Origin of the sequence: Thermomonas sp., assembly GCF_020850895.1 — a bacterium.
Classification (GTDB): Bacteria; Pseudomonadota; Gammaproteobacteria; order Xanthomonadales; family Xanthomonadaceae; genus Thermomonas.
This window is the reverse complement of the sequence record NZ_JADZDS010000079.1, coordinates 1-13373: the sequence shown is the minus strand read 5'-3', so window position 1 is coordinate 13373 and position 13373 is coordinate 1. Positions and strand designations below refer to the sequence as shown.

Here is a 13373-nt window from a genome sequence, read left to right as displayed (position 1 = left end):
CCAATGAGCGCACCCGCATCGACGCGCTGGTGGCGCAATTCGCGCTGGATGCGGAGAACCATGCACCCACCGCGCTGGCCCGTGCTGCGGTGGCCTGCGTGGCGCTACCCACCTGCGCACTGGCGATGGCCGAAGCGGAACGCTATCTGCCGACCTTCCTCAATGTCATCGAGCCTTTGCTGGCCAAACACGGCCTGCGCGAACAACCCATCGTGCTGCGCATTTCCGGCTGCCCGAACGGCTGCTCGCGCCCGTATCTGGCCGAAATTGCCTTGGTCGGCCGTGCGCCCGGGCGCTACAACCTGTTCCTCGGTGGCGACCATCGCGGCATGCGGCTGAACACCCTGGCCGGCGACAACATCACCGAAGCGCAGATTGTCGCAATCCTCGACCCCCTGCTGGGCCGCTATGCCGCCGAGCGCGAACACGGCGAGCACTTCGGCGACTTCCTGCACCGCGTCGGCGTCGTCGCGCTGCCCGCCTATCCCACCCACGCGCTGGTTGCCACCAGCGAAGGCACCACCCGAGGCCAGAACCGGCCCGGAGGATCGACATGAGCAAGCTCGACCCCGTCAGCATCAGCACCGGCACCCTCGCCGAACTCAATCGCGAACTGGCGCCACGAACGGCTCAGCAGCGCATCGAATGGGCGCTGCAGCACCTCCCCGGCGGCCATGCGCTGTCGACGAGCTTCGGCGTGCAATCGGCGGTCAGCCTGCACCTGTTGACCCAGGTCATCCCCGACATCCCGGTGATCCTGGTCGACACCGGCTACCTGTTCCCGGAAACCTACCGCTATGCCGACCAGCTGGTCGAACAGCTCGGCCTGAACCTGCACGTCCACCATCCCGAGATCGGAAGCGCGTGGATGGAAGCACGTTTCGGCAAACTGTGGGAAGCCGGCAGCGACGGCCTCCACCGCTACAACCAGTTGCGTAAAGTTGAACCGATGCAGCGTGCGCTGCGTCAACTGGACGTGCGCAGCTGGCACGCCGGACTGCGCCGTGAACAATCCCGCAGCCGGCGCGACCTGCCCTTCCTCGATATCCGCGACGGCCGCTTCAAATTCCATCCGATCGCCGACTGGACCGATCAGGAGATTGGCGGCTACATGCTGGTGAACGCACTGCCCGAACATCCGCTGGCGCGACAGGGCTATGTCTCGATCGGGGACGTGCACACCACCCAGCCGCTGCTGCCGGGCATGGATGCCGCCCAGACGCGCTTCTTCGGCCTGCGTCGCGAATGCGGCCTGCATTTCGACGAACCCACGGTGTCCGCAGCGTAGGGCTGATCGCCGCCCACCCGTACATCGTTGGCTTGGGTGCGTCGCAGCGATGGCAGGCAATCGGCCGTCGATGCGCCGGCGCGATTCAAGACTGCGGGTCAGGACCCGCCAGATGCTCCGCCGACACGGTCAAACACCGATGGCGGGAATGCCCACCAAATGCCTCAACCCGCCGCCTTCCAGCGCGGCGGTTCCGGCCACAACGGCGGCTGGTTGCCTTCGAGGATGCGGCGCAGGTCACGCGGATCGATCTGCGGCGCCAAGCCGTTCAACAGCGCCAGCGCGTACTCGCGCAGCACCTTCCCGCGCGGAACGATTGCCCAGGTGATGCATTCGGGCAGTTCCAGCGGCGCCTGCAGCACGCGCAAGTCATCATCCACACGTCCGCCCACCGCCATTTCGGCCAGCAGGCCCGCACCCAGCCCGGTGCGAACATAGGTTTCGATCAGGTTCGCATCGCGCGCGGTCATCGCGATCTGTGGGGTGACCCCGGCCGCTGCAAAGGTGCGCTGCAGCGAGGATTCCGGCAGGTTCGACGACTCGTAGGAGATCATCGGATAGTGGGCCAGATCCACGATGCTGGGCGCATCCCCAAGGCGTGTGAGCGGGTGATCCTTCGGCACCAACAGCACGCGCCGCCAACGGAACAACGGGATCGCAAGACCGTTGGTTTCAGGCACGCTGCCGGCACTGCTGACCAAGGCGAAGTCGGACTCGTCCAACTTGGTCAAGACTTCGGAATCCCCCGCCACGAACAGGTCCACGCTGATTTCCGAGTACCGTTGGGTGACATCGGCGATCACCTGAGGCAGCACATAACGCGCCTGGGTGTGGGTGGTTGCCAGCAACAGGCGGCCACGGTACTCGCCGCGCTCATTGGCGGCGTAACTCCGGATGTTGGCAGCCTCGGCGAGGATCCGGCGCGCGTGCTCGATCACCTTGACCCCCGCCGGGGCCACGCCAAGCAGGCTGCGACCCTTGCGGCGGAACAGCTGAAAGCCGAGTTCATCCTCCAACTGCTTGAGTTGTTTCGACAGGCCCGGCTGGGTGGCGTGCACGCGTTCGGCCGCCTGGGTGATGTTGAAGCCAGAGTCGGCGATGGCGACGAGGTAGCGAAGCTGGGTCAGGGTCACGGCGGCGAGTCCTATTTATCGCTTTATCTGAATGTAGCGATGAATTATATATGGCACGGAAATCTTTTCCACTCAATGCTTATGCCTTGAAAGCATAAGCGAAAATCATGCCGCCATTTCACCTGCTTGTCGACGCGGCCTAGTTTGGCCGCATGCAAGACACCCCTGCCCCATCACTGTTCCCGCTGTTTCTCGACCTGCGCGGCCGTCGCGTGCTGGTGGTCGGTGGCGGCGACGTGGCTGCGCGAAAAGTCACCGCGCTGCTGGACGCGCATGCCGAAGTCGCAGTCGTCACACCGGCGTTGGATGCGAGCCTGGCACCATTGGTGCGCACGCAACGCATCCATCATCTCGACACGACATTCGCGCCACATCAGCTCGACGATGCGTGGCTGGTCGTCGCTGCGACCGACGATCCCACCGTGAATCGCGCGGTCGCCGAAGCCGCCGCTGCGCGACGCCTGTGGGTGAACGTCGTCGACGATGCCGAACTGGCCAGCGCGCACCTTCCGGCCCGCGTGCAGCGCGGCCCGCTGCAGATCGCGATCTCCAGCGGAGGTTCCGCGCCGATGCTGGCCCGCCATCTGCGCGAACAGCTGGAAGCCCAGTTCGACGAATCATTGGCAACGCTGGCCCAACTCTTCGTCGGCTTGCGCAGCCGACTCCGCGCCCGCCTACCGAATTTGTCCAACCGACGCGCCTACTTCCGGCGTGCGCTGGACGGCCGCGTGCAAGCCCTGCTGCGACGCGGCGACACCCCTGCCGCGCAAACCCTGCTCGAGGCCGAGTTGGAACAGCACACCGGCACCCCGCGCGGTCGCGTGAGCTTGGTCGGTGCCGGCCCCGGCGATCCCGGCCTGTTGACCCTGCGCGCACTGCGCGTGCTCAACGAGGCTGACGTGATCCTGCATGATCGACTGGTCAGCACCGACGTGCTGGCGCTCGCGCGGCGCGATGCCCAGCGCATCGAAGTCGGCAAACGGGTTGGTGGCAACCACGACGCCACCCAGCAGCGGATCCACGCGCTGATGATCGAACATGCGCGTGCCGGCAAGCACGTGGTCCGGCTCAAGGGCGGCGACCCGTTCGTGTTTGGTCGTGGCGGCGAGGAACTGGAAGCGCTGCGTGCGCAGTCCATCGACTACGACGTCGTACCGGGCATCACCGCCGCAGTCGCCTGCGCCGCCCATGCCGGCATTCCGTTGACCCATCGCGCGCATGCGCAGTCACTGCGCATCCTCACCGCACAAGCCAAGGCGGGCGACGCCGAGCACGATTGGGCCGCGCTGGCCCAGCCCGGCCAGACGCGGGTGTTTTACATGGGCGTGTCCGGACTGGTGCGTCTTCGCGAGCGCCTGCTTGCCCATGGACTGCCCGCCACGACGCCGGCTGCGCTTGTCGAGAACGGCAGCCTGCCGCAGCAGCGCGTCATCGCCGCGACCCTCGCGGACCTGCCGGAATTGGCGCGAGATCACGCCATCCAGGCCCCCGCACTCATGATCATCGGTGAGGTCGCCGCACTGTCCACACGCCTGCACTGGTTCGGCAGCCTGCCGATCACGCCGGCAAGCGCACGATGTCGCAACGACGACCTCGCCCGCGCCGCCTGATCAATCCAATATTCCAAGCAAGGACTTTTCGCAATGGCTCTGTACGACAGCATTCTCGACACCGTCGGCAACACGCCGATCATCAAGCTCAACCGGCTCTCCCCCGATCACGCCACCGTCTACGTCAAGGCCGAGTCCTTCAATCCCGGCGGCTCGGTCAAGGATCGGCTCGGCCTCGGCATCATCCTCGACGCCGAACGCCGCGGGCTGCTCAAGCCCGGCGACACCATCGTGGAAGCCACATCCGGCAACACCGGCATTGCCCTCGCCATGATCGCCGCCGCGCGTGGTTACAAGTTCGTGGCGGTGATGACCGAGACCTTCTCGATCGAACGCCGCAAGGCCATGCGCGCCTACGGTGCCAAGGTGATCCTGACCCCGGCGGCCGCACGCGGTGCTGGCATGGTCGAAAAAGCCAAGGAGCTCGCCGGAAAGCACGGCTGGTTCTGGGCCAGCCAGTTCACCAACCTGGCCAACCCCGCCTACCACCGCCAGACCACGGCGGCGGAAATCCTGCGCGATTTTGCCGGCAAGCGGCTGGATTACTTCGTCAGCGGCTGGGGCAGTGGCGGCACCATCACCGGTGTGGGCGAAGTGTTGAAGCTGGCACGTCCGGACGTCCGCATCATCGCCACCGAGCCGGCCGGCGCCGCCCTGCTCAAGGGCGATGCCTGGAACCCGCACAAGATCCAAGGCTGGACGCCGGATTTCGTGCCGGAGGTGATCAATCGCGCGGCCTATGACGAATTGCGCACGATCACCGACGACGAAGCCATCGCCACCTCGCGGCGGCTGGCCGCCGAGGAAGGCATCTTCGTCGGTATCTCGGCCGGCGCCACCACCGCAACTGCATTGAAGCTGGCCGATTCCGCGCCCGCCGGCAGCGTGTTGCTGGCCATGCTGCCGGACACGGGCGAGCGCTATTTCTCCTCGCCGCTGTGGGCCGAGCTCAATGATGGCAGCGACGACGACTGGCTGGCGGCGCAGGGCTGACCCGCAGCAAGCACCACGAAACAGCGACCAAGGATGGCCGAACGCGGGCCATCAAGCGGTGGCAACCGCCCGATAATTCCGATCGACATAGGCATCGACCAGGGCCACGAAGTCCTCGGCGATGCCTTCGCCACGCAAGGTGACGGTCTTCTTGCCGTCCTCGAACACCGGTGCCGTCGGTGCCTCACCGGTACCCGGCAATGAAATGCCGATATTGGCGTGGCGCGATTCGCCCGGCCCGTTGACCACGCAGCCCATCACCGCGATCGTCATGTTCTCGGCACCAGGGCGGCTGATCTTCCACTCCGGCATCTTCGCGCGCACATGCTCCTGCACCACTTTCGCGAGATGCTGGAAGAACTCCGAGGTGGTGCGGCCACAGCCGGGGCAGGCAGTGATCATCGGCGTGAACGCGCGCAGGCCCATGGTTTGCAGCAATTCCTGCGCGACCACCACTTCCTGCGTGCGCGGGCTGCCGGGTTCGGGCGTCAGCGAAATGCGGATGGTGTCGCCCACGCCTTCCTGCAGCAGCACCGCCAGCGCCGCACTCGAAGCAACGATGCCCTTGCTGCCGATCCCTGCTTCGGTCAGGCCCAGATGCAGGGCGAACTCACTGCGCTGCGCAAGGTCGCGATAGACCGCGATCAATTCCTGCACACCGCTGACCTTGGTGCTGAGGATGATGCGATCAGCGGGCAAGCCGAGCTCCACCGCCCGCTGCGCTGAATCCAGCGCCGAGCGCACCAGCGCCTCGCGCATCACCCGCCCGGCGTCCCACGGATCGGAGCGTTGCGCATTCTCGTCCATCAGCGCGGTTGCCAGCGCCTCGTCCAGCGAGCCCCAATTGGCACCGATCCGCACCGGCTTGTCATAGCGCAGCGCGAACTCGATTAACTGCGCGAACTGGATGTCCTTCTTCTTGCCAAAGCCGACATTGCCGGGATTGATCCGGTACTTGGACAAGGCCTCGGCACAGGCCGGCTCCTGCGCCAGCAAGGTGTGCCCGTTGTAGTGGAAATCACCGATGATCGGCACCTTCACACCCATCATCGCCAACCGCTCGACGATCTTCGGCACCGCCGCTGCGGCGTCGCGGGTGTTCACTGTCACGCGCACAAGCTCAGACCCGGCGCGCCACAGATCGGCCACTTGGCGCGTGGTCGCCGCCACGTCGGCGGTGTCGGTATTGGTCATCGACTGCACCACCACCGGCGCACCGCCGCCCACCTTCACGCCGGCGATGTCAACTTGTCGGGTCGTGCGCCGTGGCTGCGGGCCGAAGCAGGAAGAATCGTGGACGGAAGATGCGCTCATTTCGTCATTTTACTGCCTCGGCAAGACCTCCCGGTGGTCGCCAGCGCCCCGGGGTATCCTTGCCCGATGCCCGCCAGCAACCACACGCTCACCCCAACGCAGCTCAATACCCTGGCACGCGACCTGCTGGAAGGCGCCTTTCCAGCGGTGCTGGTCGAAGGCGAAATCGGCAACCTCGCACGCCCGTCATCCGGGCATGTCTATTTCGTGCTCAAGGACGCGCGGGCATCGGTGCGCTGCGCGCTGTTCCGGCCCAAGAGCCAGTGGCTGAAGTTCATCCCGCGCGAAGGCATGCAAGTGTTGGTGCGCGGTCGCCTGACCCTGTACGAGCCACGCGGCGAGTACCAGTTGGTGCTGGACACCATGGAGGAAGCCGGCGAAGGCGCGCTGCGGCGTGCATTCGATGCCTTGAAGGCCAGGCTCACCGAAGAAGGCCTGTTCGACACGGCACGCAAGCGCGCCCTGCCCGCCTTCCCGCGCCGGATCGGCGTGCTCACCTCGCCCTCCGGGGCGGTGATCCGCGACATCCTCAGCGTGCTGGGACGGCGTTTTCCTCTGGTCGAAGTCGAACTGTTGCCGGTGCCCGTGCAGGGCGAAGGCGCGGCCACGCAGATCCGCACCCTGCTGCAACGTGCAGATGCCAGCGGCCGTTACGACGTGCTGGTGCTGGCCCGCGGCGGCGGCTCACTGGAAGACCTGTGGGCCTTCAACGATGAGGCGCTGGCCCGCGCGGTGGCCGCCTGCGCAACGCCGACAGTGTCCGCAATCGGCCATGAAACCGATTTCTCGCTGACCGATTTCGCCGCCGACCTGCGCGCCCCCACGCCCTCGGCCGCTGCGGAGATCCTGGTCCCGGATGCGGCGGCATTGCGCACCGAACTCGCACGCCTGCGGCAACGCCTGCATGCGTTGCGCGACACTGGGCTGCGCGAACGTGCGCAGCGTGCCGACCGCAGTTGGTTGCGATTACTCGCGCTACGTCCGCAGGCGCGGCTGGACGCATGGCAGCAACGCATTCGGCACAGGCGCCAATTGCTGGAGGCAGCCTTGGTGCAGCGGTTGCAACTGGACAATGCCAACCTGCATTCTCTCGCGCTGCGCCTGCAGGCCGCCCATCCACGCCTGCGCATTGAACGCCTGCGTGAACGCCTGCGCTCCATGGCCGGACGCCCACGCACGCTGGTTGCCAGACGTCTTCAGCACGATGCCTTGCAGCTGACGGGACTGGTGCGTTCCCTGGATGCCATCAGCCCGTTGCGTACCGTTGCGCGTGGCTACAGCATCCTGCAGCGTGAAGATGGCAGGATCGTGCGATCGACCGCCGACGTCACCACGGGGGATCGCCTGCATGCGCGCCTAGGCGACGGCCTGTTGCAACTGCAGGTCGAAGGCATCCACGACGAGAATTGATCGCGGCGGCGAACAAGGATCACTCCCGCGATGCGGCAACCTCACCCGGTTCATTTGTCCCCAGTGGTGCCGGGCGGCCGAACAGGAAGCCCTGGGCATAGGTACTGCCCAACTCGATCAGGGTTTGCCTCTGCGTCTCGGTTTCGACGCCCTCGGCGATCAGTTCGATGCCGAGGCTGCCTGCCAAGGCAATGATCGCGCGGATCACGGCAATGCTCTCGTTGCGGATCTTGCCGTCGAGGCCGGCCACGAAGCTGCGGTCGATCTTGAGGCTGGCGATCGGGAAGCGGTGCAGGTACGAGAGCGCGGAAAACCCGGTCCCGAAGTCGTCCAGCTGCGCAAGGATCCCATGGCGTCGCAGCTGGTCCAGACATTCACGGGTTCGCGGCGCGTCGTCCAGCAGGGCAACCTCGGTGATTTCAACCCTCAGTCGATCAGGAGCAACGCCGGCATTCTCCAGCAGCGACAGCAGGCGCTCCGCAAAATCCTGGACTCGGAAATGCCTAGGCGACACATTGATCGCCACATACCCGTGCAGATCGGGATGGCTGGCCATGTCGGCGATGACCCGCGAATACATCTGCCAGTCGACCTGCTCGATCAGGCCGCTGTCCTCACCGATGTCGATGAACTGCCCCGGCAGCAACAAACCGAGCTGTTCGTGCTGCCAGCGCAGCAAGGCCTCGAAACCAAGCGTCTCGCCGGTCTTGATGTCGACGATCGGCTGGTAGTACGGCAGGAAGCGTTCTGCCTGGATCGCACGCCGCATGTCCGCTTCGAGATCGAGGCTACGGGTCGCCTCGCGGTGCATCTGCTCATCGAACAGGGCGCAGCGGTCGCGCCCATCCTGCTTGGCCCGGTACATCGCGGCATCGGCATCGCGCAGCATTTCCTCCCCGCTGCGGTAGCGCGGGTGCCACAGGGCAATGCCGATGCTGGCGCTCGGGAACAATTCGCGTCCAGCCACCCAGACCGGGGCCGACAGCGACGTGAGCACGCGCTGGGCCAAGTCCTCTGCCATCTCAGGCCCGTCGAGGCGTTCGGCGAGGATCGCGAATTCATCCCCACCGAGCCGCGCGACGACGTCGCTGCCGCGGACACAACTGACGATCCTTCGCCCGGCTTCGATCAGCAATTCGTCACCCACCGCGTGGCCCACGCTGTCATTGACCAGCTTGAATCGGTCCAGATCCATGAACAGCACCGCAAAGCAGGTCGAAGGATCCCGCGCCGCCGCGGAGATCGCCCGCCCCAGCCGCCCCAGCAATTGCAGGCGATTGGGTAGCCCGGTCAGCGCATCGTGCATCGCCTGGTGGATCAGCTTGCGCTCGGCGCGCATGCGTTCGCTGATCTGGTCGACCAATTCGACATTGGCCTCCGCAAGTTCACGGGTGCGCTCGCTGACGCGCTGTTCGAGGCTGGCATGGGCCTGGACCAGCCGGTCCTGGGCCCGCTTTCGGGACAGGCTGCTGCCGATGTGCATGGCGACGAAGGTCAGTAGATCCTGATCAGCGGTGCTGAACTTCAGTTCCTCGGAATAACTCTGCACCGCGATGACGCCCACCACCCGGTCTTCGTGCAGCAGCGGCACGCCCAGCCAATAACTGGCGTGCGCACCGTGGCTGCGCACCTTGTTCTCCGACTCGAGCGCCAGGATCCGCTTGCGATCGGCCAGCAGCGGCTTTCCGGTCTGGAGAACGAATTCGGTCAGCCCGTTGGCCAGCTTGCGCGCCTTCCGATCCGGATCACGCTCATCCACAGAATAGGGAAACTCAAGCATGCTGCCGTCCTCGGACAGCAGCGCGATATAGAAATTGCGCGCGTACAGCAAGCCGCTGACGATGTCATGGACCTCGGCATAGAAGTGACCGAGGCTCTCGCTGGTCAGCGACAGCTCCGCGATCCGGTACAAGGCGCGCTGGATCTCCTGCACGCGCTTGCGTTCGACGATCTCCGTCTGCAGCTCCCGGTTGGCACGCTGCAACTCTGAGGTGCGTTCGGCGACCCGCTCCTCGAGCCGCTTGCGCAATTCCCTGCGCTCCAGCGCGGTCAACACATGCTGGGCGACGAAGGCCAGCAGGATGCGGTCGTCCTCGCTGTAGACGTTGGCTTGGCGGTAGTTCTGCACGACCAGCGCCCCGGCGACGCGCTCATCCCGACTCATCGGGACGCCCAGCCAGTCAGCGCTGTCGGGCCCGTTTTCCGGCTGATCGGGGATGTGGAACATCTCGCGCAACAGTTGCGAGGGGCCACGCAGGGTCTCACCACTGCGCAACAGGTGCATCGTGAGCGTGTTCTCTTCCTCGGTGACCGGGATCTCCGCCTCGGGATCATTGACCCAAGGATCGAGCTGGTCGACGAAATACAGGAAACGCATGGTCTGCCTGCGATCGTCGTACAGGACAATGTAGAAATTGTCCGCGTACATCAATTCGCCGATGATCGTGTGCACCTTGTGCAACATGACGTGCAGATCGAGCGCACTGCCGGCGAGATCGGCAATCTCGAACAGCGCTTGCCGCAACAGCTCCGAACGCTGCAGGGATTCGATCTGCTGCGCAGCCTGGACCGCCAGCACCGCCTGGTCGACAAGTTGGCGGACACTCTCGGGCCAATACTGCTCGATTCCCTCGGGCCACGGCTTGGGATGGCTGGCCACGACGTTGAGGATGATCCCGTCCGGCCCCGTCCAGCCCAGCCGCAATGCACCCATGGACGCCGGTTCGCCGGTCGCCCCGATATCGTTTCCGGATCCCAGCACGGGATGCTGCCAAGCAAGTCGCACCCGCGCGCCAACGGGCAGGGTTTTCGCAAGACGATTGGCCACGCCCGCCAGCACCCCGAGGCGCTGCCTGGCGGCCGCATCCACGGACAGTGACCGTGCAGCTTTGGAAGTCGCGTTCATCGTCTACGCCATATTGCCTGCAACCCAGACGCCGCGCCATCCCGTCCAATCACAAGGCAACCCCGTTGTCGATCCTGATGCGTTTCCTCCAGTATGCGCCATGCCCAAACCATCGTGCGACTCCCGCCTTGCCCCTTCCCGGGAGCCGGGTCTGCGCTTAGTCTGGTGCAGGTGGACGCGGCGGGCGACAGCGACGAGGACCTGATGATGGCGTGGGTGGCCGGGACTGCCGGCGCCTTCGAGCAGCTCTACGCTCGCTACCGGCAGCGGCTGTACCGACACCTCTTGCGTCACTTGCGCGACAACGCTCTGGCCGATGAACTGTTCCAAGACGTCTGGCAGAAGGTCATCGCCGCACGCGCGCAGTGGAAGCCCGAGGGTAGCTTCGCAAGTTGGCTATTCGCCATCGCCCACCACCGGCTTGGCGACCACTGGCGACGCAGCGCACACCGGCCGACTGCCCCGATGGATGCCGACGAACGACTGGCGCAGATCGCCGATCCCGATACCCCGGAGCGGGCGCTGTCCGAGTTCGAACGCCGCAGGCAGTTGCAACTTGCCGTGGATGACCTGCCAGCAGAACAACGCGAGGTCTTGCTGCTGCGGTTGGAGCAGGAGCTGTCACTGGAGGAAATCGGGGAAATCGTCGGCGCTGGCCGGGAAACCATCAAATCCCGCCTGCGCTACGCCATGGACAAACTGCGCGCGAGGTTGTCTCCGTGAACCGCGATCGACCCGATCCGCTGGACGCCGAGGAGCGTGCATTGGCTGCGCAGCTTCCGCGCACGCGTGGGCGCAGCGAACCGACCGCGGAGATGGATGCGCAGGTCCTGGCCGCTGCGCGGGCGGCACCGGCCGGCAATCCGGTGCGGCGAGCACGGCGCTGGCAGGCCCCGGCGGCACTGGCAGCATCGCTGTGCCTCGCGATTGGCCTGGCTTGGCAGTCGCGGCAAGCACTCACCCAGCATGCGCAGGTGGATGCCGCCACGCCAGCTGCAGGAAACGAGGATTTTGCAGTCCCCATGCCAGCAGCCTCCCGGGCGGATCCGGATACCGGACAACAGACGACCCCACGGCCGGCTGTCCAACCCCTAAACCACGCCGACGACCTCCCTTTCCAGCCCGATGCAGGCGTCGCCCGGACGCCGTGGCCGCGCGCGGCCACGGAACAGGCGCCCCCACGGAGTGAAGCGACGCCTGAAGCGGTTGAGCACGCCCAAGCCATGCCCGCTTCGCCGCCCATGGATTCGACCCAACCTTCGGCTCCACCGCCAACGCAAGCCGCCGTTTCCGCATTTCCTTCCGAGGCGATCGGCAAGCCGACTGGCGGCAATGAACAGCCTGCGTCAAGGCCACTCCTCCGTGACCGGATGCCGGAGTCTGCAGAAGTCCGCGCGCCTGCGGCAGCAGCGGCACCACGACCGGCAATGCCGGCACCCGCTCTCGCGCCGGCGCCGCCCCCTGCACCGCCCACGCAGGATTCAACGGCTAAACAGGCATTGTCTGCGCAAGGCTTCGGTGTCGTTGGGCAAGCCGCCCCCGAAAACGAGAACGACGAGCCGCCAGCCACGATGAACTCGCCCTTTGCGCGCGAAGCCTGGCTGCGGCGTATCTCCGAACTTGTCCACGAAGGTCACATCGAGGAGGCCCGTGCCAGCTTGGCCGAATTCCGCAGGCGCTATCCGAACGAACGCATCCCGGCGGCATTGCGCGACCTCGAACGTCATCCGCCCCACTGAACCGACGCGCACGGACCCAAGCCCGGTTGATGCGGATCGTCGCAGCTTGCCGTCGCACCATCAAGACAATGCTGAACAAGTCCCTCCTGGACGTGTCAGCACACGCTGTGTCCGGTGCATGCCCGGACGCAGCTCATGCGGATCAATCACTTCGGCGATCGATCCGCGGCCGACCATCCATGGTCGGCAGGCAACGCCGACTAAATCCGCGTTGCCTTAAAATGCGCGAATGAACTCCCGTTCTCCGGCGCCGACGGGCGCGCCACTTGGCTCGCTGCGCGCGCTGTGGCCTTTCATGCGCCGCCACTCCTCGCTGCTGGTTGCATGGCTGCTGGCGCTGATCTGCTCGTCGACCGCCACCTTGAGCCTGCCGATTGCGTTCCGGCAGATGATCGACAAGGGCTTCAGCAGCGGCGCCAACATCGACCGGGTATTCGGCTTCGTGCTGGTCGTGATCGTGGCGCTGGCACTGGCGACCGCGGCGCGCTACTTCTTCGTCACCCTGCTCGGCGAGAAAGTCGTCGCCGACCTGCGCACGCAGTTGTATACGCACTTGCTGGGGCTCGATGCCGGCTTCTACGACCGCAGCCGCAGTGGCGAACTGGTCTCACGCCTGACCGCTGACGCCGAACTGCTGCGCAGCGTGATTGCCTCCAGCATGTCGGTGGCCCTGCGCAGCAGCGTGACCGTGATCGGCGCGCTGGTGATGCTGTTCGTCACCAGCCCCAAACTCGCCGCATGGGCCTTGGTCGGCATCCCCGCGGCGGTGGCCCCGATCATGATCGGCGCACGCCGCATCCAGAAGACCTCGCGCGCCAGCCAGGACCGCATCGCCGACGCCAATGCGCTGGCCACCGAGGCGCTGGGCGCCGTGCGCACGGTGCAGGCCGATGCCCGCGAGGATCACGAAAGCCGGCGCTACGCCAGCGCGATGGTGACCGCGGTGGCCACCGCACGCCGCCGCATTGGTGCGCAGGCCAT

10 protein-coding genes and 1 pseudogene are annotated in these 13373 nt (G+C 65.8%); 8 read left to right on the top strand and 3 right to left on the bottom strand.

Features of this window, described 5'->3' with window-relative positions; translation table 11 throughout:
• Both IT472_RS07515 and IT472_RS07510 read left to right on the top strand, forming a co-directional pair.
• A pseudogene (locus tag IT472_RS07515) lies at positions 1-557 on the top strand (sulfite reductase); the annotation flags it as partial.
• Complete coding sequence (locus tag IT472_RS07510; protein ID WP_297180478.1) at positions 554-1288, top strand: phosphoadenylyl-sulfate reductase; 735 nt, start codon at positions 554-556, stop codon at positions 1286-1288. The pseudogene IT472_RS07515 and the gene IT472_RS07510, both read left to right, overlap by 4 nt.
• 164 nt (positions 1289-1452) lie before the next feature.
• Here the strand turns inward: IT472_RS07510 and IT472_RS07505 are convergent, their stop codons facing one another.
• Positions 1453-2421 (bottom strand): LysR substrate-binding domain-containing protein, encoded by a 969-nt coding sequence (locus IT472_RS07505; RefSeq protein ID WP_297180476.1) that lies wholly within the window; start codon positions 2419-2421, stop codon positions 1453-1455.
• A gap of 152 nt (positions 2422-2573) precedes the next feature.
• On the opposite strand from IT472_RS07505, the gene cysG reads away from it, so the two are divergent.
• Both cysG and cysK read left to right on the top strand, forming a co-directional pair.
• Positions 2574-4031: a siroheme synthase CysG gene (cysG, locus tag IT472_RS07500; RefSeq protein ID WP_297180474.1), complete on the top strand. Its 1458-nt coding sequence runs from the start codon at positions 2574-2576 to the stop codon at positions 4029-4031.
• Between the two features lie 33 nt (positions 4032-4064).
• Positions 4065-5024 (top strand): cysteine synthase A, encoded by a 960-nt coding sequence (cysK, locus tag IT472_RS07495; RefSeq protein WP_297180472.1) that lies wholly within the window; start codon positions 4065-4067, stop codon positions 5022-5024.
• 51 nt (positions 5025-5075) lie between these two features.
• Here cysK and ispG read toward each other — a convergent pair whose 3' ends face one another.
• On the bottom strand, positions 5076-6338 hold the full coding sequence (gene ispG, locus IT472_RS07490) for a flavodoxin-dependent (E)-4-hydroxy-3-methylbut-2-enyl-diphosphate synthase (protein ID WP_297180470.1): 1263 nt from the start codon (positions 6336-6338) through the stop codon (positions 5076-5078).
• A gap of 66 nt (positions 6339-6404) precedes the next feature.
• Here ispG and xseA point away from each other — a divergent pair, with 66 nt between their 5' ends.
• The gene (gene xseA, locus IT472_RS07485) at positions 6405-7748 is read left to right on the top strand and encodes an exodeoxyribonuclease VII large subunit (RefSeq protein ID WP_297180468.1); all 1344 of its coding nucleotides are present in this window, start codon (positions 6405-6407) and stop codon (positions 7746-7748) included.
• A gap of 19 nt (positions 7749-7767) precedes the next feature.
• On the opposite strand, the gene IT472_RS07480 is transcribed toward xseA, so the two are convergent.
• Positions 7768-10653 (bottom strand): EAL domain-containing protein, encoded by a 2886-nt coding sequence (locus IT472_RS07480; protein WP_297180466.1) that lies wholly within the window; start codon positions 10651-10653, stop codon positions 7768-7770.
• 171 nt (positions 10654-10824) lie between these two features.
• Here IT472_RS07480 and IT472_RS07475 point away from each other — a divergent pair, with 171 nt between their 5' ends.
• The 3 genes from IT472_RS07475 to IT472_RS07465 all read left to right on the top strand — a co-directional run.
• The gene (locus tag IT472_RS07475; RefSeq protein ID WP_297180480.1) at positions 10825-11376 is read left to right on the top strand and encodes an RNA polymerase sigma factor; all 552 of its coding nucleotides are present in this window, start codon (positions 10825-10827) and stop codon (positions 11374-11376) included.
• Positions 11373-12392: a hypothetical protein gene (locus tag IT472_RS07470; protein WP_297180464.1), complete on the top strand. Its 1020-nt coding sequence runs from the start codon at positions 11373-11375 to the stop codon at positions 12390-12392. Before IT472_RS07475 ends, IT472_RS07470 begins: the two co-directional genes overlap by 4 nt.
• 229 nt (positions 12393-12621) lie before the next feature.
• Positions 12622-13373, top strand: a 752-nt coding sequence (locus tag IT472_RS07465) for an ABC transporter transmembrane domain-containing protein (RefSeq protein ID WP_297180462.1), incomplete at its 3' end; no start/stop codon positions are given.